The sequence below is a fragment of the Pseudomonas sp. xss_4 genome, assembly GCF_043104125.1.
In the GTDB taxonomy this organism is placed as follows: Bacteria; Pseudomonadota; Gammaproteobacteria; order Pseudomonadales; family Pseudomonadaceae; genus Aquipseudomonas; species Aquipseudomonas parafulva_B.
This window is the reverse complement of record NZ_JBICKJ010000018.1, coordinates 94,891-118,945: the sequence shown is the minus strand read 5'-3', so window position 1 is coordinate 118,945 and position 24,055 is coordinate 94,891. Positions and strand designations below refer to the sequence as shown.

General features: G+C 64.0%; 22 protein-coding genes and 1 riboswitch. Of the genes, 11 read left to right on the top strand and 11 right to left on the bottom strand.

Annotated elements, in window-relative coordinates; all coding sequences use genetic code 11:
* Nucleotides 1–4 precede the first annotated feature (4 nt).
* From ACF8GB_RS03690 to ACF8GB_RS03680, 3 genes are all read right to left on the bottom strand, one after another.
* Nucleotides 5–913, bottom strand: coding sequence for an aldo/keto reductase (locus tag ACF8GB_RS03690; protein WP_392474800.1), 909 nt, complete (start codon nucleotides 911–913; stop codon nucleotides 5–7).
* A gap of 81 nt (nucleotides 914–994) precedes the next feature.
* Nucleotides 995–1,882, bottom strand: a complete 888-nt coding sequence (locus tag ACF8GB_RS03685; RefSeq protein WP_392526569.1) for a Dyp-type peroxidase — start codon at nucleotides 1,880–1,882, stop codon at nucleotides 995–997.
* Nucleotides 1,883–2,007: 125 nt separating this feature from the next.
* A complete protein-coding gene (locus tag ACF8GB_RS03680) occupies nucleotides 2,008–2,478 on the bottom strand; it encodes a sterol desaturase family protein (protein WP_392526568.1) in 471 nt (156 codons plus the stop codon).
* Between the two features lie 399 nt (nucleotides 2,479–2,877).
* Here ACF8GB_RS03680 and ACF8GB_RS03675 point away from each other — a divergent pair, with 399 nt between their 5' ends.
* Entirely contained in the window at nucleotides 2,878–3,573 is a 696-nt protein-coding gene (locus ACF8GB_RS03675; RefSeq protein ID WP_058604574.1) for an MgtC/SapB family protein, read from the top strand.
* Between the two features lie 50 nt (nucleotides 3,574–3,623).
* Here the strand turns inward: ACF8GB_RS03675 and ACF8GB_RS03670 are convergent, their stop codons facing one another.
* On the bottom strand, nucleotides 3,624–5,171 hold the full coding sequence (locus ACF8GB_RS03670) for a diguanylate cyclase (protein WP_392526567.1): 1,548 nt from the start codon (nucleotides 5,169–5,171) through the stop codon (nucleotides 3,624–3,626).
* Between the two features lie 140 nt (nucleotides 5,172–5,311).
* Here ACF8GB_RS03670 and ACF8GB_RS03665 point away from each other — a divergent pair, with 140 nt between their 5' ends.
* Nucleotides 5,312–5,812, top strand: a complete 501-nt coding sequence (locus ACF8GB_RS03665) for a DUF4142 domain-containing protein (protein ID WP_078478633.1) — start codon at nucleotides 5,312–5,314, stop codon at nucleotides 5,810–5,812.
* A gap of 7 nt (nucleotides 5,813–5,819) precedes the next feature.
* Nucleotides 5,820–6,089 (top strand): hypothetical protein, encoded by a 270-nt coding sequence (locus ACF8GB_RS03660; protein ID WP_058604664.1) that lies wholly within the window; start codon nucleotides 5,820–5,822, stop codon nucleotides 6,087–6,089.
* A 100-nt stretch (nucleotides 6,090–6,189) separates the two neighbouring features.
* Here the strand turns inward: ACF8GB_RS03660 and ACF8GB_RS03655 are convergent, their stop codons facing one another.
* Nucleotides 6,190–6,360 carry a DUF6021 family protein gene (locus tag ACF8GB_RS03655; protein WP_392526565.1) on the bottom strand — a complete coding sequence of 57 codons (171 nt, stop codon included), beginning with the start codon at nucleotides 6,358–6,360 and terminating at the stop codon, nucleotides 6,190–6,192.
* A 53-nt stretch (nucleotides 6,361–6,413) separates the two neighbouring features.
* Entirely contained in the window at nucleotides 6,414–7,403 is a 990-nt protein-coding gene (locus ACF8GB_RS03650) for a DNA-binding protein (RefSeq protein ID WP_392526564.1), read from the bottom strand.
* Between the two features lie 257 nt (nucleotides 7,404–7,660).
* On the opposite strand from ACF8GB_RS03650, the gene ACF8GB_RS03645 reads away from it, so the two are divergent.
* From ACF8GB_RS03645 to ACF8GB_RS03635, 3 genes are all read left to right on the top strand, one after another.
* Entirely contained in the window at nucleotides 7,661–8,266 is a 606-nt protein-coding gene (locus ACF8GB_RS03645) for a transcriptional regulator (RefSeq protein WP_058639260.1), read from the top strand.
* A 103-nt stretch (nucleotides 8,267–8,369) separates the two neighbouring features.
* On the top strand, nucleotides 8,370–9,365 hold the full coding sequence (locus ACF8GB_RS03640; RefSeq protein WP_392526563.1) for a threonine/serine dehydratase: 996 nt from the start codon (nucleotides 8,370–8,372) through the stop codon (nucleotides 9,363–9,365).
* Complete coding sequence (locus ACF8GB_RS03635) at nucleotides 9,362–10,309, top strand: ornithine cyclodeaminase family protein (protein WP_392526562.1); 948 nt, start codon at nucleotides 9,362–9,364, stop codon at nucleotides 10,307–10,309. The genes ACF8GB_RS03640 and ACF8GB_RS03635 overlap by 4 nt, the downstream gene beginning before the upstream one ends.
* An 11-nt stretch (nucleotides 10,310–10,320) precedes the next feature.
* Here ACF8GB_RS03635 and codA read toward each other — a convergent pair whose 3' ends face one another.
* From codA to ACF8GB_RS03620, 3 genes are all read right to left on the bottom strand, one after another.
* Nucleotides 10,321–11,562: a cytosine deaminase gene (codA, locus tag ACF8GB_RS03630; protein ID WP_058639257.1), complete on the bottom strand. Its 1,242-nt coding sequence runs from the start codon at nucleotides 11,560–11,562 to the stop codon at nucleotides 10,321–10,323.
* 138 nt (nucleotides 11,563–11,700) lie between these two features.
* On the bottom strand, nucleotides 11,701–12,363 hold the full coding sequence (gene tenA / locus ACF8GB_RS03625) for a thiaminase II (RefSeq protein ID WP_392526560.1): 663 nt from the start codon (nucleotides 12,361–12,363) through the stop codon (nucleotides 11,701–11,703).
* Nucleotides 12,360–13,007, bottom strand: a complete 648-nt coding sequence (locus ACF8GB_RS03620) for a TenA family protein (RefSeq protein WP_058604565.1) — start codon at nucleotides 13,005–13,007, stop codon at nucleotides 12,360–12,362. Before ACF8GB_RS03620 ends, tenA begins: the two co-directional genes overlap by 4 nt.
* 80 nt (nucleotides 13,008–13,087) lie before the next feature.
* Nucleotides 13,088–13,205, bottom strand: a riboswitch (TPP riboswitch).
* Between the two features lie 134 nt (nucleotides 13,206–13,339).
* On the opposite strand from ACF8GB_RS03620, the gene ACF8GB_RS03615 reads away from it, so the two are divergent.
* Nucleotides 13,340–15,427 carry a bifunctional diguanylate cyclase/phosphodiesterase gene (locus tag ACF8GB_RS03615; RefSeq protein WP_196185914.1) on the top strand — a complete coding sequence of 696 codons (2,088 nt, stop codon included), beginning with the start codon at nucleotides 13,340–13,342 and terminating at the stop codon, nucleotides 15,425–15,427.
* Nucleotides 15,428–15,488: 61 nt separating this feature from the next.
* Nucleotides 15,489–16,475, top strand: coding sequence for a site-specific integrase (locus tag ACF8GB_RS03610; protein ID WP_392526559.1), 987 nt, complete (start codon nucleotides 15,489–15,491; stop codon nucleotides 16,473–16,475).
* An 18-nt stretch (nucleotides 16,476–16,493) separates the two neighbouring features.
* On the opposite strand, the gene ACF8GB_RS03605 is transcribed toward ACF8GB_RS03610, so the two are convergent.
* Nucleotides 16,494–17,633 carry a glycerate kinase gene (locus ACF8GB_RS03605; protein WP_392526558.1) on the bottom strand — a complete coding sequence of 380 codons (1,140 nt, stop codon included), beginning with the start codon at nucleotides 17,631–17,633 and terminating at the stop codon, nucleotides 16,494–16,496.
* 132 nt (nucleotides 17,634–17,765) lie between these two features.
* Entirely contained in the window at nucleotides 17,766–18,863 is a 1,098-nt protein-coding gene (locus ACF8GB_RS03600) for a sugar diacid recognition domain-containing protein (RefSeq protein ID WP_078478641.1), read from the bottom strand.
* 161 nt (nucleotides 18,864–19,024) lie between these two features.
* Between ACF8GB_RS03600 and ACF8GB_RS03595 the strand changes: the two genes are divergently transcribed.
* The 3 genes from ACF8GB_RS03595 to ACF8GB_RS03585 all read left to right on the top strand — a co-directional run bounded on the left by ACF8GB_RS03595 (nucleotide 19,025) and on the right by ACF8GB_RS03585 (nucleotide 24,039).
* Nucleotides 19,025–20,353: an MFS transporter gene (locus ACF8GB_RS03595; RefSeq protein ID WP_392526556.1), complete on the top strand. Its 1,329-nt coding sequence runs from the start codon at nucleotides 19,025–19,027 to the stop codon at nucleotides 20,351–20,353.
* Between the two features lie 164 nt (nucleotides 20,354–20,517).
* On the top strand, nucleotides 20,518–22,038 hold the full coding sequence (locus tag ACF8GB_RS03590; protein WP_392526555.1) for an FAD-dependent oxidoreductase: 1,521 nt from the start codon (nucleotides 20,518–20,520) through the stop codon (nucleotides 22,036–22,038).
* Nucleotides 22,039–22,122: 84 nt separating this feature from the next.
* The gene (locus tag ACF8GB_RS03585; protein ID WP_197844453.1) at nucleotides 22,123–24,039 is read left to right on the top strand and encodes a sigma-54-dependent Fis family transcriptional regulator; all 1,917 of its coding nucleotides are present in this window, start codon (nucleotides 22,123–22,125) and stop codon (nucleotides 24,037–24,039) included.
* Nucleotides 24,040–24,055 lie beyond the last annotated feature (16 nt).

Genomic DNA, 24,055 nt, shown 5'->3' with positions numbered 1-24,055 from the left:
GGTGTCAGGCGAACTGTTTGATCAGCGCTTGCTGCTGCGCCTGGGTAAGCATCGGACCCTGCCCTGCCTTGAGTTGGTCCAACTGACGATCCAGTCGGCCAGTGGCCGGTATCACGGCGGTGACTGCCGGGTGGCTGAGTGCGAACTTCAGGAACAACTGGGCCCAGCTACCGACGCCCTGTTCCTGTGCCCATTCTGGAAGGGCGCGATCCTTGACCGCCGCGAACAGACGACCGTCATCGAAGGCGCGGTTGATCAGCACCGCCACGCCCTTGTCACGGCACAAGGGAAGAAGCTCACGCGCAGCGCCAGGGGCATTGACTGCGTAATTGATCTGGATGAAGTCCAGAGCCTGGCTGCGCACGATCGCGGCCACCTGGTCGTGTCCCGAGTCCAGATAGTGGGTGATGCCCACATAGCGTGTCTTGCCCTGTTGCTTGAGTTCACGTGCATAGGGCAACTGCTGTTGCCAGTCACGCAAATTGTGCACTTGTAGCAGGTCCACCTTGTCCGTGCGCAGGCTGCGCAGCGTGCCGTCCCATTGGGCCTGCGCATCTGCGCGGCTGTTGGCGGCGATCTTGGTGGCAATGAAGCACTGGCGGTGCCACCCGCCTTCGGCGAGCAGTTGACCCAGGATGCTGTCGGCGCCGCCGTAGTTGGGAGAGGTGTCGATGACCCGACCGCCACCTTTGAAGAAGGCTTCAAGCACCTGATACAGCTGCCGGTAGTCCGCTGAGCCGGCCTCGACTTCGAAGCTGCCTGACGTGCCGGCGCCGATCACCGGCAGTAGCTCACCCGTTGACGGAATCGGCCGCGAGAGCAGGCTCGCCATTGCAGCTGCGCTCAGCCAGGGGCTGGTGGCCAGCAGACCGATCGCAGCGCCCGCACGTAGGACATCCCGACGTCCATACATAGGAAATCTCCGTAACAGAGCGGAAATATCCAATGCTAGTTCGTGGAAGCTGTCTTGCGATCATCTTGTGTATCTGGATGTTTAAGCCTCGGGCTGCAACAACAGGCGCAAGTCCAGCGAACCCTGCGCCATCGGCGGGCACCAGTAGTAGCCCCCGGTCAGCGGGCGTGTGAACTGATACAGGGCATCGATCACACCGTCCTCCAGCCCGCTCATGCGGCGCAGCTGAACCTCGAACGAGGTGAAAGACGTACCCAGCGCCACGAACGCCAGCCCTGCACCGCGGGTATCAGCCCAGGAAACCGAGCGACGCACCATGAAAGCCTCCGGTGCATAGCTTTCCTGGGCAGTACGCTTCACATGGGCGGACTCAGGCGCATCCTCCAGTTCCTCGTTATCGCTCAGGCGCCGGCCGATGATGTTGTCCTGCACCTGCTGTGGCAGCGATTTGAAGTAGTGCATGTCGTGCTTCCACAGCTGGAACGCGGCGAAGCTCGACCCCTGCAAGCCAGGCGCGCCCTCACTCAGGATGGCGGCTTCGATGGCGTCGTCGCCGCTGGGGTTTTCCGTGCCGTCTTCGTAGCCCGTCAGATCCCGGCCGCCTTGGTGGAGGAAGCCATCGACGTGATCAACCAGCGCAAAGGCTGGGCTCAATAGACGCTCCAGCGCCTGGGCCTGCAGATACAGGTCCCCGCGTTCGTCTCCCCGCAACCACAGCCACAGCGCATGCTGGGTACTGGGGTTCTCGACCACGGCGTCCAGCAGCGGGAACGAGGTCAGGCCTTGGATCTGGGCGTTCAGGGCTTTTGCCAAAGGGGCGCCCACACCCAGTGTCACACGCAGGCCGTCGACATGGCCCAGCAAGGCATCGAGGGCCGCAGGCACCGCCTCGGTTGACTCGATAGAGAAGAACAGGTGACGCGCGTGCACCGGCACGGGCGTGGCAAGCAGACCTTGCTGATACGGCATGAAGGGCGAGTCCTGGGCTGAAAAGCGCGCATGCTACTGCGCAGGTCTAGACAGTGCAATGTATGCCGGGCAGGCAGGGTGGTGGAGGCAACCCGATCAGCAAAGGCGTCTGTGCGCTTGAGACCTCAGAGACCAGAGCCCCTGTTGCGCCGCAGCTCGCGCACCAGCCGCTTTAACGGGGGCGCGTAGAAAAAACCGAACGACACGCTACCCTTGCGCTCTTTGACGGCGTGGTGCAGCCGATGCGCGCGGTGCAGGCGCGTCAGGTAGCGCCCCACCGGGCGCACCGTGCGGGGCCAGTGACGGTGAAAAAAGCCATCATGCGCAATCACGTACAGCGCGCCGTAAGCCGCCACCCCGCCTCCGACCCACTGCAATGGCGCATGCCCGGCTTTGCCGACCGCCACCAGTGCCAGCGAAATCACCGCCAGTGCCAGCAGGTACACGTCGTTGGTTTCGAGCACGCCCAGGTGGGGTTCGTGGTGCGAGCGATGCAGCCACCAGCCCCAGCCATGCATGATGTACTTGTGCGCCAAGGTGCCGACACCCTCCATGGCCACCAGTGTGCCAAGCAGGACGAGGATATTGAACAGCATGGATCAGCCCGCAACGGTTCAGAAAAGGCAAAAGGTTAACCATTGGCCGTGAATTTTTCCATCGTACCGGCAGGCTTGTCAGGCATTTGCGGATGAAGCCATTGTCATGTTTTTACCCTTGACCTGATCGAGGGTCGGGCTTATCGTCCGCGCCGCACTTTTGCATTCACCAATAGGAGCCCTGCATTGGACACTAGCCCCAGTCGCTTGCGACAGGCCCACGCGGCGCGCTAGCCCGGCAGTCTCCCACGCTGCCTGGCCGAGTTGCCGAGGCAGCCGATGCACAGCATCGCCCCCTCCTTCCCCCCCCCGTGGTCCTTTCGCATCTCTGGTTTTTACCACCGCGCTTTCTTGAGTGATGGCGTTAGAGCGGGCCTGTGCCCGTGGAAGAGGTTCATAATGGATTGGAAAGTATTTCTGCTGCGTGTCAGCACCGCCCTGCTGCTGGGGGCTTTGATCGGCGCCGAACGCCAATTGCGTCAGCGCTTGACTGGCCTGCGCACCAACGGCCTGGTCAGCACGGGTGCCTGTCTGTTTGTACTGATGACCCAGGCGGTTCCAGGCATGGCGCCTACCGACGCCTCCCGGGTGGCGGCCTATGTGGTGTCGGGTATCGGTTTCCTGGGCGGCGGCGTCATCATGCGTGACGGCTTCAATGTGCGGGGGCTGAACACCGCGGCAACGCTGTGGTGCACCGCTGCCATCGGCGTGCTGTGCAGCCTGGGGCTGCTGCTCGAAGCAGCCCTGGGCGCGGTGGTCGTGCTGTGCGCCAACATCTTGCTAAGGGATATCGCCCAACGCCTGGACCGCCAGGAGGTGGTGCCCGCCACGGAGGTAGAACAGCAGTTCGAGGTGCGTATTGTCTGTCGAGCCCAGGATGAGATTCAGGTACGCAGCTTGATGCTGCATAGCCTCGGCGAGCCTGAACTGCGCCTGCAGTCCTTGCACAGCGAGGACTTGCCAGACCCGGCCCGCCTGGAAGTGCGTGCCCAGTTGCTGGGTACCTCACAGGCGCCCGCCCAGTTGGAGCGGCTGGTCAGCCGGGTCAGCCTGGAGAAGGGCGTCAGTTCGGTACGTTGGCAACTTCAGGCATGAAGTCGATGCCCGCCAGGGCTAGGCGGGCTGCCTGCATCCCCATGCGGTTCTCAAGGGTCAGCGACCGCGTAGCGGTCCCGTCCCTGGCGCTTGGCTTCATACAGTGCCGCATCTGCGGCTTCGAGCAGTTGCTGTGGACTCTGTTCACTGCGCGTGGGTTCTGCCACCGCAATACCCGCACTGAAAGAGACGATCCCCAGTGGACTGCCCGCATGCACCAGCATCTCCTTGCGCAGAGCTTGCTGCAGCGTCTCGACAAACGCCTTCGCTCCGCGTACCTCCGTGTCGGGTAACAGCAAGGTAAACTCCTCGCCCCCGTAGCGTACGGCCAGATCTGCCGGACGCTGCGCGGCTTGGCGCAGCAGTTCGCCGAAGCGTTGCAAGCACTGATCGCCTGCCGCATGTCCGTAACGGTCGTTGTAGGCCTTGAAATGATCCAGGTCGAGCATCACCACGCACACCGGATACGCCTGGCGCCGAGCCCGGCGCAGCTCGGGCTCGAACACCGCGTCCAGCCTGCGACGATTACCCAATCCGGTCAGGCTGTCGGTCAAGGCAAGGGTCTTGAGGGTCTGGTGGGCCTGGTGCAAGGCGCGCTCGATCACGATGCGTTCGCGCACCTGGCGCAGGACCACCCAACCGAACAACGCAAGGACCATGACCAGCACCAGTAACACCACCAGCGATTTGATTGCATCCTGGCGCCAGGGGGCGATGATTGACTCGCGTGACAGGCCCGCTTCGACCACCAGCGGGTAGCTGGCCAAGGCTCGGTAAGCGTACAGGCGCGGTGTACCATCGACGACGGCCACCGCTTCGACCAACCCTTGGGCTGCATAGGGCAGGTGGTGCTTGAAAATATCGCTGTTGGCCAGGTTACGCTCAAGCAGCGGTTCCACGAATGGGCGCCGCACCAGGATCGTACCGTCGCGCTTGGCCAGCACCAGCGCACCACGTTCGTCGATCTTGAATTCGCCGTAGTAACGCACGAACCAGTCGACCTTGATGGTCCCAAGCAGTACGCCCGCAAAACGCCCATCCGGATAATTCAGGCGCCGAGAAATAGGTACGATCAGATCGCCCGTCGAGCGGCTGCGTACCACTGCACCGATGCGAATGGCGCTATCGGGATGGTCGCGGTGGTAGATGAAGTAATCACGGTCGCCATTGTTAGCGGCCGGCGGCGTTGCCGAGCGGTCCGTGACGAGCCAGCGACCATGGCTGTCGTAGATGAACAGGCCGTGGAGCTGAGGGATGATGCGCACCTGTTGGCTGAGCAACCCATGCATGCGTTTGCGATCCAAGTGCTCGAACCCATCGCCTTGCACGCGCTCCACCAGCGCCGCACTGATGGAGTCGACCTGGCGAATGGCATCCTCGGCATGCTGGGCGGTGGCCTGGGCCAGATTGGTCACCATGTTCGCGGCATTGTGGAACGCGTCCCGGTAATCACGCCAGATTCGCCAGCCCTCAACGGCTGCGAACGTGGTCATGACCACCAGCATGAACGCCAGCACCAGGCGAAACAGGGCTACCGCTCGTCCCTGGCCCGCCAGCGCAAGGGCTCTTTCTTCATCGGTCTGCCTGGCGCTTCGCATGCACATCCCCTGCACGTGCTTGGTCAACGCTGTTGACCACTGCCACACCCTGTTGATGCAAAAAAGATGAAACCTTTGGCCTGCGCGCGCCCTCAACAGTACGCGACACTGATGTCGCGCCATCGTTTAAGGAGTGAAACATGAGCAATCTCTTCGTCAAGCGCGTCGGCCTTTCCATGGTGCTGGGCATGGCCTCGGTTCACGCCTTTGCTGCCAGCTCGGACGACTTCGTAGACGCGGCTACCGAAGCCGGCATCGCAGAGATCGTGACCGGCAACCTTGCTTTGGAAAAAAGCCAGAACGCCGAGATCAAGACCTTTGCCCAGCACATGGTGACCGACCACACCAAGGCCAACCAGGAGCTGGCAGAAATTGCCAAGAAGCTGGACATCTCGGTGCCCGATGATGCGGCCATCACCGACAAGGTGAAAAAAGTGATTCTGGAATGGCGTGACGAGTCCTTCGACAAGTCTTACGTGAACAATCAGGTCGATGCTCACGAGAAGACCGTCGAACTGTTCAAGAAAGAAGCCACTTCTTCTGACAAGGCTGAGCTCAAGGCATTCGCTGCCAAGACCCTGCCAACCCTTGAGAAACACCTGCAAGAAGCCAAGGCACTGCAAACCCAGCATGGCAAGTGAGGCGCGCATGAGTAACGACGCACTGAAAAGCGAAATCCTGACCCGACTCAACCATGCTCACCCCCATGGTCTGGGCAAGGAACTGCTGGACAACTACCGCGGTGAAAAAGCTGTGGCCGGCATGCTTAAATCGCTGCAGGACGATGGCCTGATCCACGACGGTAGCGTAAGTGTGGATGCTGAACATGAGATGACGCTCAACTACCCGATCAAGCTCTCTGCCAAGGGTGTCGAGGCGGCCAAGCAGGCTGAAGTGGAAAAACAGGCACAAGCCTGACGTCCGCTGGTCAGCACGGGCAAAGTCCACCCTGACCTTGATGCTGGATAAAAAAGGCCCTGATCGTATCGATCAGGGCCTTTTGCTTGGTGCGTGCCCTTCAGGTGTCTTTCTCTACATCCCTTGGTGGTTTGGCGGGGCCTTGGGGGTCTACCTGAGGATCATCGAGGTCGGGAGAATCAGGGTCAAAGCCAAGATCATCCGGTTTATCGGCTTTGTCGGTCGAGTGAGGTCCGTGCTGCGTGCCGTGGGTTGTGCCTCGTTCGCTCATGCGGTCTTCTCCAAATGGCTGTCTAGGGAAGAAAGCCGTTGCGCCAGAAAGTTTTATTTATCTTCTCCATCCCTTAGCTGATCCTGACACAGGCGCAACGACGCCTGGTTCTCTGTCAGCTCCCGCTCCAGCGTCTCAAGCTTTAGCGCCTGATCCCGGCACAAGACCTTGCTGTCCTCCAGCGCTTTGGCCTGCATAGCCAATTGGCGGCGCAGCTCGTCGCTGCTCCCCTGGGCCTGTGCCAGCATCGTGCGCAAGCCCTGGATCTGGGCGTCGCGCTGCTCTAGCAGCTGTTCCTGAGCCCGCCGTTCGCTGCTCGCCTGGCGATTCTCCCCAAGCAGACGCTCGTTATCACGGTGCAGGCGAGTGAGCTCGTCCTGCTTGACGATCATGGCCTGCTGTAACTGCCGTACTTCGACCTGCATCTGCTGCAACTGAGCTTCGTGACGACGCTGCTCGTGTTCGCGCTGCTCGCGACTGGCCGTGCGGTAGTGCTCAAGCGCATCGCGGGCGTGTCGGTGCTTGTCTTCCAGGGATTTGACCTGCTCATCCTTATCCGCCAGGCGTACTTGCAGTTCCCCCAGGGACTGGTTGAGGCTGGCGCTGCGCAGCTGCTCAGCCTGTAGCGTGCTGAGCGTGCTGGTGAGTTTCTCTGACTCCGCGCGCAGGGCCGCTGCATCGATTTCGTGTTGTTGCTCAGCCGCTGCAAGCGCCTGCTGGGCTGCCGCCAAAGCCGCCTCGAGCGTCTCGCGCTGCTCGGTGAACACGCTTTCAGCACGCTCGATCACCAAGTCCGCTTCATCTTGCAGTTGCGTCGCCAACTGTCCTACCAGGCGGCTCAACACTTCACTGATCGGCGCGCCACCTTCGGAGGGCATTGGCTGCTGTCCGTTGAGCTCCTTGAGGTAGCGGTGAATGGTGGTTTTCGAGCCCGTATTGCCCAGCTCGATGCGGATGGCATCGATGCTGGGGTTCTCCCCTCTTGCAATCAGAGCCTGCCTGGCCTGTTGCACAACCACCTTGTTGATACCGCCACGTGCCATGCATGCTCCTACGATTTCGTAATGTTGTACGTACTATGTAATTACGTACTAATTTTGGCGCTAAGAGATTGATAAAACAAGCGCTATCTCACATGGAATAATCACGGCTTATCGAATGTTAGGCCGATTTTGGGCCGGTTCTGGTCGCTACCAGCCCGTCTTGGCGTGTACAGGGTGCTTGCTCGGCATACGGCGCCTTGTGCGAGCGGGCACTCGGAGCCAACATAAGCGCTTCCTTAAAATGCACAGTGGCCCGCATGTCGCTCGAGAACTACCAGGCAATCGCCGAAAGCATTGCCCTGTTGCTGTATCCCCATGCCGAAGTCGTCGTCCATGACCTGCGCACCCAGACGGTGGTGCATATCGCCAACAACATCTCCAAGCGCAGCCTGGGAGATGACTCGGCCATTGCCGAGGACCTGGACGATCTGCTCGGCGGCGCCAAGTTGGGCCCATATGAGAAGTTGAACTGGAACGGTCAGAAGGTCCGCTCCATCAGTACGGTCCTGCGCGATGAGCAGGGTGATGCTCGGCACCTGATGTGCATCAACCTGGACCTGTCGGTGCTCGAAAACGCCCGTCATGCGCTGGAGGCGTTCTTTCAAATGGGTCGCCTGGTCGAGCAGCCTCAGGCGCTGTTTCGCGATGACTGGCAGGAGCGCATCAATACCTTCATGCATGCTTGGCTCAAGGCGCGCCATTTGTCTCTGCAGACAATGCAGATGGGAGACAAGCGCAGTCTGGTGCAAGCGTTGCATGCCGAGGGTGCGTTCGAAGGCCGAAGCGGCGTGGACTATGTGGCCAATGTGCTGAACATGGGGCGTGCGACGGTTTACAAATACCTCAAGGCGCTCAAGGGATGACGATTTTGAGCGCCAGGACTGACCCAGGCTGAAAGAAGTGTTTGCACGAGCATGGACAATACGCCTACCGTAGACATTAATTCCATACGGAGCCTTATGCGCCATGTCCGACCTTGCACCGCCAACCGTCTGCGAACCCGACCTCAACGCTCTGTTCGAGGCGATCAAGCACGCTCATGCCGCTTTGCGGCCAGCCGTACGCACAACCCCGCTGACGCGCAGCCAGCACCTGTCAGCAACCACCGGCGTGGACGTATGGCTCAAGTGCGAACACCTGCAACCTACCGGTTCATTCAAGTTTCGCGGGGCCTGCAATAAAGTCAGGCTTTTGCCTGTGAGTGCACGTGAGCATGGCGTCATCGCCGCCTCGTCTGGCAACCATGGCCAGGCGCTGGCCCTGGCCGGCAAAACCGCCGGGGTTCCGGTGACCCTTTACACCACCACTACGGCGTCAACCTATAAGGTCGAAGCCATGCGTAACCTCGGCGCTGAAGTGATCTGCCTGCCGACCGATCCCTTGAGCGCGGAGCTGGAAGCGGCCAGGCAAGCCCAGGCCAAGGGCGTGCCCTTCATATCGCCCTACAACGATCTGCAGGTGATCGCCGGCCAGGGCACCATCGGCATGGAACTGTTCGAGCAGGCGCCAGACCTGGACGCCGTATTCGTCGCGGTGGGTGGTGGCGGCATGATCGCCGGCATTGGCGCTGCCCTGCGTACCCTGGCACCGGGTGTCGACATCATCGGCTGCTGGCCCGAGAACGACCCGGCCCTTGAGCAGTCGCTCAAGGCCGGCAGGATCATCGACGTACCTGCCAGTCCCACGCTGTCCGACGGCACGGCAGGCGGCGTCGAGCCAGGCGCCATCACCCTGCCCCTGTGCCAGGCCTTGCTCACCGATACTGTATTGGTCAGCGAAGCGCAAATACGCGCCGCCATGCGCGACATCGCCAGCAGCGAGCGGTGGATCATCGAAGGCGCGGCAGCTGTCGCAGTGGCCGCCATGAAAAAATGCGCGGACCGGTACCAAGGCAAACGCGTAGCTGTGGTGCTGTGTGGGCGGAACATTGCCCTGGATACCTTCCTTGAGGCCGTCAAATGAAGCTGATCACCAAGCCTCAGATCCTCGCGAGCCTCGACACCGAGCGGGCGCTCAGCGCCATCGAAGAGGGCTTTATCGCCTATTCCGCTGGCAACGTTCAGGTACCGCCTGTGCAGGCGTTTACCTTCGCCGAGACCAACGGGGATTGCTGCATCAAGTCTGCCTACAAAGTGGGCAGCCCCACCTTTACCGTCAAGGTGTCCACCGGCTTTTATGACAACCCGTCCAACGGTTTGCCCAGCAACGACGGGCTGATGATGGTGTTCTCGGCCCACACCGGCCAGCCGCTGGCCCTGCTCCAGGACCAAGGCTGGCTCACGGCGATGCGCACGGCACTGGCGGGACGGATCGCGGCCCGGCTGCTCGCGCCCTCACAGGTCAAGGCCATCGGCATCCTGGGCACAGGCATGCAGGCCAGCATGCAATTGGAGCAGTTGCGCAGCGTCACCGACTGCCGCCAGGTGATCGTCTGGGGGCGTCACGCCGAAGGACTAGGCGCTTACGTGACGATGGCGCGGGATCTTGGTTTTACCGTGCGCAGTACACACGACGCCGCGGAACTGGCGGGCCTTGCCAACCTCATCGTCAGCGCCACACCTTCACGCGAGCCGCTGTTGCAGGCGCACTGGATACAACCGGGCACTCATATCACCGCTGTCGGTGCGGACGGCCCTGGCAAGCAAGAGCTGGACCCTGGGCTGGTCGCCAGGGCCGACCACTTGGTCGTCGACTCGATCACCCAGTGCGCCCAATATGGCGAAGTGTCCCATGCGATCGGCAAAGGCCTGGTGACCGCAAACCAACTGGTCGAACTTGGCGCGCTGCTGGCAAGCCGAGCCCATGGCCGGGAGTCCGACGACCAGATCACGTTGGCTGACCTGACCGGCGTTGCCGTTCAGGATGCGCAGATCGCCGATTGTGTGCTGGCGGCCATCGGCGCCTGAAAGCGCCGGATTCAGAACTCGCGTTGTACCTGCGCAGGCCGGCGCCGCATCAGTACTTTTCCGTTGCGCACCGACACCAGCGCGTGGCCCTGGCTGCGCACCATCTCGTAGTCGTCCGGGGCCGAGAGCAGCAGCAGGTTCGCAGGGCGACCGGTCTCGATGCCATAGCGCTCACCCAGGTTCAAGGCGCGGGCACTGTTGTCGGTGATCAGGTCCAGGCAGCGCTGCAGGTCCTGATAGCCCAGCATGTGGCAAATGTGCAGGCCCGCCTCGAGCACGCGCAGGATATTGCCGTTGCCCAGGGGGTACCACGGATCGACGATCGAGTCCTGGCCGAAGCACACGTTCATGCCAGCACGGTCGAGTTCGGCGACACGGGTGACCCCACGGCGCTTCGGATAGGTATCAAAGCGCCCTTGCAGATGAATGCTCTCGGTAGGGCATGACACGAAGTTGATGCCGGACAGCTTCAACAGCCGAAACAGCTTCGAGCAGTAGGCATTGTCGTACGAACCCATGGCCACCGTGTGGCTGGCGGTCACCCTCGCCCCCATCTGCCGAACCCGAGCGTGTTCGGCCAGTACTTCCAGGAACCGTGACTGCGGATCGTCCGTCTCGTCGCAGTGCACGTCCACCAGGCAGCCGGTGCGTTCTGCCAAATCCATCAGGAACTGGATCGACGCCACACCCTGTTCACGGGTGTTCTCGAAATGGGGAATGCCGCCCACCACATCGGCGCCGATGGCCACCGCCTCGGTCATCAATGCGCGGCCATCGGGGTACGATTCGATACCCTCCTGGGGAAAGGCAACGATCTGCAAGTCGACCAGATCACGCACTTCATCGCGCACCTCGACCATGGCCTTGAGTGCCACCAGGCCCGGCTCGGTTACATCTACATGGGTGCGCACATGCTGGATGCCGTGATCGACCAGCATGTCGAGGGTGGTCTTGGCCCGGGTCTTGATGTCCTCATGGGTGGTGCTCTGCTTGCGCTGGGCCCAGCGCTCGATCCCCTCGAACAGCGTGCCGCTCATGTTCCACTCAGGCTGCCCGGCCGTCAGGGTCGCGTCGAGGTGGATGTGCGGCTCGACGAAAGGGGGGACCACCAGGTTCTGGGCGGCATCCAGATCGGCGCCGGCCACGGGCAGCACACCCTCGTTCTGCGCAGTGATCGCGCCAATGCGCTGACCGGCCAGTTCGATGCGGTACAGGCCAGGCTTGCCACGCAGCCGTGCGTTGATGATGTTCATGCTGTCCTTCCTCGTCCTGGATCGTCTTCGAGCGCTGCGGGCCAGTTGCGGCGATCATCCGCGTGCCCCCTTTTCCACTACAGCTTGCCAGCCAACAGCACACGGGGATAGTGGCGATCCAGGCATGCGGCTGCCCAGTCACGCCATGTCCAGCCCCATCTGCCAGAAATCGGCCTCCAGCCCCGAGGCCTGGGCAAAGATCGCGGCCAGTTCGGCAAACCGCTGATCCGTCATGCTGCGCGCCGCCAACGAATCCAGGTGCGTGCGTGCAGCTGCTGCGACGGCCTGGTAGCCGGCACCGGCGTATTCGCCGATCCACTCGCGGTAGGGATGCGCGTCCAGATTGCCGATGCGTGCGGCCAGGGACTGCCCGATCTCGGCGTAGCCGATCACGCAGGGCGCCAGCGCCACGTGCAACTCCAGCAAGTCGCCAGCGGCACCGCAGTCCAGTACATACCGGGTGTACGCCACGGTGGCCGGGTGCTCGGGGGCCGCCTCGATGTCAGCCTGGCTCAGCCCCCAGCGTGCGCATAGACGCAAGTGCAGGTCGGTTTCGTCGAGGATTGCCGCCAGCCCCGCCTGTGCGGCACGGATATCGGCCGGTCGCCTGCTCTTGTACGCCGCCAACGCCCAGGCGCGGGCAAACTGAATGAGGAAGAGATAGTCCTGCACCAGATAGGACCGAAAAGCGGCTTCGCTCAACGTGCCTTCGCCCATCTGCTGGACGAAGGCATGGTCGACGTAACCGCGCCACTGCGGTGCAGCGGCCTGCTTGAGCCGATCAAAGATGTCCATGTTCATTGCGCCTGCGGGTAGATGGCGTCGAAGAAGGCCAACTCCAACGCGACGGTGCGCTGGTGAAAGTCCTGCGCCACCGCGGCATGCAGAGGGCCGACGCGGTCCAGTTCGGCGTGCAGGAACGCCACGAACGCCTGGAAATCCGGATTGTCGTGCAAGGTGATCCATTCAGCGTGGATGAAACGCGACGGCAGGGGTTTGGGCGCGCGCAGCGCCCAGTCCAGGTAAAGGCCTTCGGCGACGCTCAGCACTGCCAGCGCGGCGGCGTACGAGCGGGTGGCAGCCGCTTCGCGCATGATGGCTTTGAACGCCGCCGTGGGCACCGTGTCCATCGGCTCATCACGCTGCGCCGGGCTGACACCCAGCGCCTGGAAGGCCCGCAGGAAGTAAGTGTTCTCCTCGCTGCTGATCATGCCCGCGAATCGCCCCAGGCGCAGGCGCGCCTCGAAGGTGTCGGCCGTGGCGATGGCGGCGCCCAGCAACATCAGGAAGCTGTCCAGGAAGCGATGATCCTGGACCAGGTAGTCGACCATGATGGGATCAGGCAGGCTGCCGTCACACAGTTGGGTCACGAAACGATGGCCGGTGGCGGCGGCCCATGTCGTCTCGCTCTGGCGGCGCAGGGTCTGGGTGAAACCTTCGGTCATGGCGCTGTCCTTGGTGAGGGTGACAGCGAGACCTGGGCAATGGTCATGAATCGGGTCTCGCCTTGAGACCGGCGGGAAGGCAGGCGGTATAGCACCCATCCCTTCGCCGGCATTATCCGGATCAGGTTCGAAGGGTCACCGCGCTGCACCTGGCTCAGCGGTTTCTCAGCCCGTTATCGGGCTCCCCTTGGTAGCGGCAAGATATACCCGACTTGACCCGCCGCTGTCATCTTTGGTTCAGCCATCACTACAGGCTATTTGCCACCAGTCATGGCGCTGTCATGTTGCTGCCGTAATGTCCGGGCCTCACACAAGGCCGGGAAACACTGCAATTGATACGACGTTCACTTTCCTCGGCGACCCTGCTCAGGCTGCTGATCCTGCTGCTGTGCGCTGCTACGCTGACCTTTCTGTGGGGGGTGCATGTTGCTCAGAAAGCCACCGCTCGCCAGGATGCTCTGACCAACCGTGGCAACGAACATCAGCGGCTGGCCAACGTGCTCGCCGAAAACGTCAGCCAATGGCTCGACCGTGCGCACGCCGCTGCCGAGGGCACAGCGTGTGCGACCTCCTCCCCGGTCCTCATGCCCGTGCCTGAGCAGCCCGAGGCATGCGATACGTTGGTTGCAGTGCAGCTTGCCGCCCACCCCTTGGCGCAATTGCTGCAACAGGTGGATCTGGGCGATTCTACCCGCGTGAGTGTGTTGCAGGCCGACGGGACGGAACGCCTGCGCCTCGGTAATCGCGGCTTGTTGCCGATCACACCTGCCTTGCAGCCGGCACTGCCAACCGATGGCACCCCTGCGGGCGTGCTGACCCAGTACTTGGAAGGTGATCCTTACCAGAGCGTCTTCAGGCATCGGCCCGAGCACGGTTTTACCCTTGTCATCAGCCAGCGCGAGAACGAGATCACCGGGCCCATCGACGCGGCCTGTGCCCGGCAGTTCTGGCTGACACTGGGCATGACACTGATGATCCTGGCCAGCCTGGCCTGGACCCTGCGCCTGCTGCGCAAGCGCCAGGAAGCCTTCACGGCGCTGGAGCACGCCCAGCAGATCAACCAGCAACTGATCGGGCGCCTGGAAGATGCACACCGGCGCAGCAGTCATGCCGCCGCTACCGATCATCTCAGCGGCCTGCACAACCGCCGTCAATTCGTCGAAGTGGCAGGTGCCGCGCTCGTCCATCAGCGTGGCAGGCGGCAACTGGTGGCCATCCTCTTCATCGACATGGACCGTTTCAAGTCCATCAATGATTCGCTGGGCCATAAAGTCGGTGACCTGTTGCTGCAGGCTGTGGCCGGCCGTATCCAGCGCTTGCTCGAACCGGGCGATGAAGCCTCGCGCTTTGGCGGCGATGAGTTCGTCGTACTGCTCGCAGGCGAGCGCAGCGAGGAGCAGATCGATGCCTGGGTACGCGAACTGGCCCGCAGGCTCTCTTCCACGTATGCCCTGGAAGGACAAGAGGTCAACACCAGTCCCAGTATCGGGGTCAGCATCTGCCCGCGCGATGGCCAGGACATCGACAGCCTGGTGCGCAGCGCCGATGCGGCCATGTATTCGGCCAAGCAGGCCGGCCGCGCGCAGTACCGCTATTTCGACCCCTCCCTGAACGTGGCCGACATCCAGGCATTTTCCTTGGAGCAGGCGTTTGGCGCTGCACTGGCAGGCAGGCAATTCGTCTTGCACTACCAGCCGCAGATCGGCCTCGATGACCACAAGGTCGCAGGCTTTGAAGCGCTTGTACGTTGGCAGCATCCCGAGTTCGGCCTGCTCTACCCCGACCGTTTCATCGCTCTGGCCGAACGCAGCGGCTTCATTGTCGAGTTGGGCTGGGAAGTCCTTCGCCTGGCCTGCGAGGCCTTGTCGGCCTGGCACAGGGAAAGCCGCCAGGTCCGCCTGGCCGTCAACGTGTCTGCCTTGCAGTTGCGTCAGCCTGACTTCACTGTGCGCCTGCTCGACCAACTGAGCGAGCACGGCATTGCCCCCGAGCATCTGGAGCTTGAGATCACCGAAACCACCATCCTCGACCCTGAGGGCCCGGCGATCGCGCATCTACACCGGCTGCGCCAGGCAGGCATCGGGATCAGCCTGGACGACTTTGGCCGAGGCTACGCAGGCTTCGCCCATCTGCATGCACTGCCTCTGAGCAAACTGAAGATTGATCGATCCTTGATCGCCTCGCTGTCCAACAGTCCGGACGACAGCCCCATCGTGGCCTCCACCATCATCCTGGCCAAACGCCTGGGCCTGGTGGTGGTGGCCGAAGGCGTGGAAACCCGCGAGCAGGTCGTGTGCCTGCGCCTGGCGGGGTGCGACGTTGCTCAGGGCTATCATTTCAGCCGGCCCCTGTCCGCCGCGCAGCTGCGTGACTACGTGCCGTTCAAGCATCAGGCGCAGCCCCTGGCCGCGTTGCACTGAAGCGAAGAAGAGCGTGCAAACCCTGGCAAACCCTTGGTACCGACAGGCCTCAAGGTTTAAGGTGGCACCACTGCATCCATCCGCCGACGCCCGCACCATGACCGATATCGAGCGCTACCTGCGCGCCGCCACGCGTGACAACACCCGCCGCAGCTACCAGGCGGCGGTGGATCATTTCGAGACGCAATGGGGCGGTTTTCTGCCGGCCACTGCCGAAAGCATCGCCCGGTACCTGGCCGACCACGCCCAGCAGCATGCGGTCAGTACCCTGCGCCAGCGCCTGGCGGCCCTCAGCCAGTGGCACATCAGCCAAGGCTTCCCCGACCCCACCAAAGCACCGGTGGTGCGCCAGGTCCTGCGCGGCATCCGCACGCTGCACCCCACCCCGCCCAGGCAGGCAGCGCCATTGCTGCTGCAACATGTGCAAACGGCCGTGACCTGCTTCGAGGAGGAAGCCCGCCAAGCCCAGGCGAACCACGACATGGCCGGGCTGCGCCGCGCCCGGCGCGACACGGCGCTGCTGCTGTTGGGGTTCTGGCGTGGCTTTCGCGGCGATGAACTGGCGCGCTTGCGGGTCGAGCACATACAGGCCGAAGCGGGCGTGGGCATCACGCTGTTTGTGCCGCGCAGCAAAGGCGACCGCGAGGCACTTGGCGTGCAGCACCGCACCCCGGCCCTGAAGGCCCTCTGCCCGGTAACGGCCTACCTGCAATGGCTGCAGGTGGCCGGCATCGCCCACGGCCCGGTGTTCCGCAAGCTCGACCGCTGGGGCAATCTCGGTGACCAGCCGCTCAACAGCAACAGCCTGGTGGGCCTGCTGCGGCGCATGTTGACCCGCGCCCAGGTGCCAGCTGCGCTGTATACCGGTCACTCACTGCGTCGCGGCTTCGCCACCTGGGCCAGCGCCAATGGCTGGGAGCTCAAGTCGCTCATGAGCTACGTAGGCTGGAAGGACGCCAAGTCGGCGCTGCGCTACATCGATTCGACGCAGCGTTTCGGCGACCTGGCCCTGTTGCCCAGCACACCCCTGCCGGTGCTGGCACCCTGAGCTGCGCGGTTCATCTGCTCAGACGCGCTTGACCCAGGCCCAGAGCCGACCGATGTCACAGGCGCGGGCTTGCAGCAGGCGGGAGGTGTCGCGGCAGGCCTGTTCCAACGTCATGGGACCGTCCACCAGCGCAAAGGCGGCATCTACCCCATGGGCATACAGCTGCTGATAGCCCTCGCCGAGCATGCCCGCCAGCACGACCACCGGCACGCCATGACGCTTGGCGACCCGGGCCACCCCCATCGGCGTCTTGCCGCGCAGGGTCTGGGCATCAAAACGGCCCTCCCCGGTCACCACCAGGTCCGCGTCCCTGACATGGGCTTGCAGGCCGGCCAGTTCGGCCACCACTTCCACGCCGGCCCGGAACTGGGCACCCATGAAGGCCCTGGCCGCAAAGCCCATGCCCCCGGCGGCGCCGCAGCCTGGGTAATCACGTACATCCTGGCCCAGCAAGCGGGCGCAGTGGTCGGCGAAGTGACCCAGCGCCTGGTCGAGGGCCTGAACCTGTTGCGGGCTGGCCCCCTTCTGCGGCCCGAAGATGGCCGATGCGCCCTGGGGGCCGCACAGCGGGTTGTCCACATCAGCCGCCACTTCGAAATTTACGTGCGCCAGGCGCGGGTCCAGCCCGCTGGCATCGATCCGTGCCAGGCCGGCCAGGGCCAGGCCACCCTCGGCCAGTGGCTGATCGTCTGCATCCAGCAGACGCAGGCCCAAGGCGCGCAGCATGCCACTGCCCGCATCATTGGTGGCACTGCCGCCGATCGCCAGCACCACGCGCTGCGCGCCGGCGTCGAGCGCCGCGGCGACCAGCTCACCGGTGCCCCAGGTGCAACTGCGGCAAGCGTCGCGCTGCCCGGTGGGCACCTGTTGCAGGCCGCTGGCCTGCGCCATTTCGATGATTGCGGTGCGGCTTTGGGGCAGCCAGCCCCAGCCCGCCGCCACAGGTGTGCCCAAGGGGCCGCGCACGGTAAGCCGGCGCAGCTCGCCGTCGCTGGCGGCAAGAATGGCCTGCATCGTGCCTTCGCCACCGTCGGCCATGGGGCACTCGATCAACTGGGCGTCGGGCAGTGCTTCGGCCAGGCCAGCGGCGATGGCGCGCGCCACGTCTGCCGCCTCGAGGCTGTCCTTGAACGAGTCAGGCGCGATGACGATCTTCATGATGATTCTCCTGTCCGGGTAGCGGCATGCTGACAGCTGGCCCGCGAAGCGGCGTCGGTCAAATGCACAAACCGCCCGACGGATTGTTTGGGCAGATGCCAGCGCCAGGCGACAGTGCCCAGCCGGCTATGGCTATCGGATGGGCAGCAACTGCAGCCCCAGGTACAAACTGAGCATGCCCTCCAGGCGCATCGGATCCACCTCGCCCAGCTCGGCGATGCGTTCAAGCCTGTAACGCAGGCTGTTGCGGTGAATACCCAGCGCCTCGGCACACGCCTGGCTCTGACCATCATGGGCACACCAGGCGCGCAGCGTAGCCAGCAATTGCCCACTGCTGTCGCGGGCCTGAATGCGCAGCAACGGCTCGAGCAGTTCGTCCAGCGCCTCATCGTTGCGATGGCGCCAGAGCAAGGCTGGCAGGCGATAGCGCTGCAAGCTCAGCAGCCGTTCCTGGGGCACCACCTCACGCCCATAGGCCAGCAGGTCGCGCACACGCCGGTAGCCGCGGCGCAGCTGCTCAAGACCCTGCGCGGCGGTACCCATGGCCGAGCGCTCCACCGCCCAACCGTGCCGCTCGATGCGCTCGACCAGCCGTGAGACCTCCAGCGCCACGCCTGCCGGGCGACACCACAGCAGCGAGTGGCGCGCTGGGCTCACGCACCAACTGTCGGGGTAGCGGCTCATCAGCCAGCCTGCCAGCGCTTCGGCATCGGGCCCGCTGGCCAGCTCGAACAGGCAGGGAATGCGTGGTAGCTGCGGTTTCAGGCCCAGTTGGCGTGCCTCGTCCAGCAGCCGTGAGGCGTCGCCGGTCCCGCCCAGCAGCAAGGCCAGCAAATCGTCGCAGCGCTGCTTGCGCCACTGCTGGTCGGCCTGCAGGTGACGCTGGGCCAGCAGCATTTCGGCGGTCATGCGCACCAGCTCGGCATACACCCGAACCTGCTGCGGATCACCCGTCAGCCCCAAGACGCCCATCAGGCGGTCGTCGAGCATCAGCGGCAGGTTCACCCCCGGCTGCACCCCCTTCAGGCAGCGTGCCGCCTCCTGGTCGAGCTCCACGTTGCGGCCATTGGCGAGCACCAGCTGGGCGCCTTCGTGCCGTGTGTTGATACGCTCCGGCTCGCCGCTGCCCAGGATCAGGCCCTGGCTGTCCATGACGTTGACGTTGCAGGGCAGAATGGCCATGGCGCGGTCTACGATATCCTGTGCCAGGTCGTGGTCGAGTTCGAACATTCAACGGTCCTTGGGGGCGTGCGGTTGGGCTCGGGCACAGCAGCAAGGCCCATGGCCTGTGCAAAAGCACAAAGACAGCCACGCCGCCGTCCCCGAGACTCGTTCAGGCGAGCGCCGGAACAGGCGACGCGGTGACAACCATAACAACAGAGAACCCGATCATGGCACACAGCCCCGCCCCTGACCAAGGCACGGACACCACCCGCAATGCGCTGTACCGGCGCATCACCTTGCGGCTGATTCCGTTCATTTTCATCTGCTACCTGTTCAACTACCTCGACCGCGTCAACGTCGGCTTCGCCAAGCTGCAGATGCTCGACGCGCTCAAGTTCAGCGAAACCGTCTACGGCCTCGGTGCCGGTATCTTCTTCATCGGCTACGTCCTGTGCGGCCTTCCGAGCAACCTGGCGCTCAACCGCTTCGGCCCACGGCGCTGGATCGCCTTGATGATGATTGCCTGGGGCAGCTTGTCCACCTGTCTGCTGTTCGTGACGACCCCCACCGAGTTCTATGCCCTGCGCCTGCTCACAGGTGCCGCCGAGGCAGGCTTCTTCCCAGGCGTGGTGCTGTACCTCTCGCGCTGGTTCCCCGGTGCACGCCGTGGCCGCATCATGGCCTTGTTCATGTCCGCGATCCCGGTCTCGGGCCTGTTGGGCAGCCCGTTCTCCGGCTGGATCCTCGAGCATTTTGCAGCCGGGCAACATGGCCTTGCCGGCTGGCAATGGATGTTCCTGATTCAAGGGCTGCCGACCGTTGCGCTCGGCGTGCTGGCGGTGTTCCTGCTCAGCGATGGCTACCAGAAAGCGGCCTGGCTGAGCGATGATGAACGCCGGCTGATCGCCGCCGACCTGCAGGCCGATGCCGACAGCAAGCCGCCCACCACGGGCGACAGCGTTCTGGCCGTGCTGGCCAACCCGCTGATCTGGACCTTCGGCTTCATCTACTTCTGCATCCAGAGCGGTGTGTACGCCATCAACTTCTGGCTGCCTTCGATCATCAAGAACATGGGCTTCGACAACCCCCTGCTCATTGGCTGGTTGAGCGCCATTCCCTACTTGCTGGCCGGGGTTTTCATGATCCTGTGCGGGCGCTCGGCGGACCTTCGCAACGAGCGCCGCTGGCACCTGGTAGTGCCAATGCTGATGGGCGCTGTGGGCCTGCTGATGGCGGTGAATTTCGCGGCTACTCCGGCGATCGCCATCCTTGGCCTGTCCATCGCCACCATGGGCGCCCTCACCGGCCTGCCGATGTTCTGGCCGATGCCCACGGCCTTGCTCAGCGCGGGTGCGGCCGTGGCGGGCCTGGCCCTGATCAACTCGGTCGGCCAAATGGCGGGCTTTCTCAGCCCTTATCTGGTCGGGTTCATCAAGGACCAGACCGGCTCGACCGACGCTGCCCTCTACGCCCTGGCGGCGCTGATCGTGGTGGGTAGCCTGGTGGCCCTGCGCGCCACCCGTCCCCTTATGCCCGCACCTGCCACAGCCGACTGACGGTCGCGCCAACGGCGCTTGCTCGCACGGGTCATGCGGTCCCGTGCGAGCAAGGTTGACCATCCCTTGTGCCCCGTACTGCGCTCCAGTCGTCAGCTAGACGCAGCCCGACCGGGCAAATCGGCGTCGAACCCTTCCAGAGGCCCCCCTTTGGAGAATTCACCATGACCGAACACGCCGTGGCCCGCCTGGCCGACCTCGATGAACACACCCCCCTGCGCGTGGAAGCCGGTAGCGAAGAGCTGATCATCGTCCGTCAGGGCGATCAGGTGCGTGCTTTTCAGGGCAACTGTCCTCATGCAGGCGCGCCGCTGGATGAGGGCCGCGTCTGCGGCGGCTTGCTGATTTGCCCATGGCACAAGGCCGCGTTCGCCGTGGACGAGGGGGCCGTGTGCGAGCCCCCTGCCCTGACCGACCTGCGCCGCTACAAGGCCTGGGTCAAGGATGACCAGGTGTGGGTGGACGACCGCCCTCTGCCCAAGGCGCGCCCGCCCCGGCACAGCGATGCGCGGTGTTTCGTGGTCCTGGGGGCCGGTGCGGCAGGCAGTGCCGCCGTGGCCACGTTGCTCCGCCATGGCTTCAACGGCCGCCTGGTGTGGATCGACCAGGAGCGCCAGCCGGCCTACGACCGCACGGCCCTGAGCAAATTCGTGCTCGCAGGCCAGATGGCCCCGGATGAGGTGCCGATGCTGCTGGAGCCTGATGACCTGCGGATGGGGCAATTGGAGCGTCGGCACGCCAAGGTCCGCTCGCTCAATGCCCAGAAACGCCAGCTCCTGATGGCCGACGGCCAACGCATTGACTATGACGCCTGTCTGCTCGCCACGGGCGCCAAGGCCCAGCGCCCGGATATCCCGGGGCGTGACCTGCCTGGCGTCTTCACGCTGCGCGCGCGCGGGGACGCGGCGCAACTGCTCGATGCCGTGGAACCGGGCAAGCCGGTCGTGATCGTGGGCGACAGTTTCATCGGCCTGGAAGCGGCCTCGGCGTTGAGCGAATACGGTGCCCAGGTCCATGTAATCGGACGGCACGATGTCCCGCTGGTCAAGCAGCTGGGCGAGCGCATCGGCCGGGCGATTCGTGCCTTGCACGAGCGCAAGGGCGTCACTTTCCATGGCCCGGCCGAGGTGAAGGCGATCGAAGGCGTAGATCAGGTCGAAGCGGTCGTGCTTGGCAGCGGCGAGCGCGTGGCCTGCCAGGTGGTGCTGCTGGGAACGGGGGTAGCCCCGGCCACGGCTTTTCTCAATGGGGTGTCGCTGGCCGACGACCATGGCGTGCCGGTCAACGGTGAAATGCAGGTGGCCGAAGGCCTGTGGGCGGCGGGTGACATGGCCAGCTTCCCACTCGCCGGCCAATCGGTGCGCATCGAACACTGGCGGCTGGCGCAGCAACACGGCGTCATCGCCGCGGCAAACATGCTGGGCCAGCAGCGCCGCTACGCCGACGTGCCGTTTTTCTGGACCTATCACCATGGGCAGCGGTTCGAAGTGCTCGGCCACGCTCGGCAGTGGGACGCCATCACCTTCGTCGGCGCCCCGGAAAGCGGGGATTTCATTGCGCTGCAATGCCTGGCGGATCAGGTGCAGGCCGTGGTGGCCAAGGGTTATGCCTCAGCCATGATGCAGCTGTCGCAACGCATGAAGCGGCCGCTGACCACCGCCGAGGCACTCGAACTGATCCACTGAGCGCCCTGGCCGCGCGTCTGGGCTGGCAGCGCGCCATCAGCTAGGGTTATCTTCACCCCTGATAACAATAACTGTGGAGCGCCCATGCCCGCTCATAACCCTGCCTCGGAACTGGCGGCCTTCGTCGACAGTCACTTCGGCCACCGCGGCCTGGTCCCGGAAGCGGTGATCGCCGAATCCTGGTACCGCAGTGTCACCCAGCACCGCCTGGACCCGAGTGTGCACCCGACGGACAACATGCTCAGTGCCGCCGAAATCCGCCAGTTGCAAGCCCAGCACCAGGCCTACCTGACCCTCGCCAGCCAGGGCGTGAGTGGCTTGGCCCGGCGGGTGGCGGATGCAGGTTTTGCCGTTTTGCTCAGCGATGCGGCGGGGGTCACGCTCGATGCCCGCCTGCCTGCCGACGCCGGGCACTTCACCGGGTCCGGGCTGGTGGTGGGGGCGCGCTGGGACGAGTCCATCGCCGGCACCAACGGCATCGGCACCGCGCTGGCCTCACAACAGGCGCTGACCATTCACCGTCAGGAACATTTCCTGGCCAGCAATGCCCGGCTCAGTTGCTCGGTCTCGCCGATTTTCGACAGCCATAACCACCTGCTGGGTTGCCTGAACGCGACCTGCTTGTACAACGATGGGCCCAAGCAGGCCCAGCACCTGACCTTGCAATTGGTGACGCTGTACGCGCGGCTGATCGAAAACGCGCATTTTCGCCAGCGTTACCGCGACTGCCTGACCCTCGCGGTCAAGCCCTGCGACGGCGATGCGGACCTGGCAGCCGAGCAACTGCTGGCCCTCGACGAGGGTGGCCGTATCGTCGGGGCCAACCGGGCCGCGTTCAACAGCAACCCCCATGCCCTGCTCGGCCTGCGTATCGAGCAGGTGTTGAGTGCCGACATCGACCAGTTGCTGGCCCTGACCCAGGGCGGCGCTCGGGGCACGCAGCTGTACGATGCGTGCCAGGTCACGGGCCTTGAGGTTGGCCTGCGCGTGCCGCGCGCTTATCGCCCTTGTGCCTCGACTGCACCGGCGGCCTCTGCCAACGCACATCCGACACTCGACCAGCTGGCCGGCGGCGACCCGCAGCTGCAGCACGCCGTCGCGCGCCTGCGCAAGGTGCTGGACAAGGACATCGCGCTGCTGCTCAGCGGTGAAACCGGCACCGGCAAGGAAGCGTTCGCTCGCGCCCTGCACCAGGCAAGCGCCCGAAGCGCCCGGCCTTTCGTGGCGCTCAATTGCGCTGCCATTCCCGAAGCACTGATCGAAAGCGAGTTGTTCGGCTACCGGCCCGGCAGCTTCACCGGGGCGGACCGCAAGGGCATGAAGGGCAAGCTGGAACAGGCCAACGGCGGCACGCTGTTTCTCGATGAAATAGGCGACATGCCGGCCGATCTGCAAACCCGTCTGCTAAGGGTGCTGGCGGAACGGGAGCTGGTGGCGCTGGGGGCGGCCACGCCGGTGAGGCTGGATATTCAGGTGATATCGGCGACGCACCAGGACCTGACTGCCAGGATCGCCACCCACCAGTTCCGCGAGGACCTCTACTACCGGCTCTGTGGCATGCGCATCACGCTGCCGGCGCTGCGCGAGCGCAGTGACCGGGCGCACGTGATCGAGGGTCTGCTGGCACGTCTGGCACCAGGGCTGAACCTGTCAGCACCTGCACACGCCGCCCTGCTGGCCTACTCCTGGCCGGGTAACATTCGCCAACTGCTCAATGCCCTGCGCCAGGGCGCGGCCCTGGCAGAAGGCGGGTGCATCGAACTGGCCGACCTGCCCGCCGAGTTGCAGCTTGGGCAGGTCGAACCGAGCAGGACAATCTGCGCAACGCCGCAGCTTGGGCAGCAGGTCGAGGAGGCTGAAGCTGACCATCTGCTAACGCTGCTGCGCCGTACCCAGTGGAACATGAGCGCCGCCGCCCAGGCCGCTGGCATCTCGCGCTCCACGTTGTACCGCAAGATCAGGCGCCACGGCATCGTGCAACCCAATCGCCAGGGCCACTGAGCCCAGTGCCCTGCCG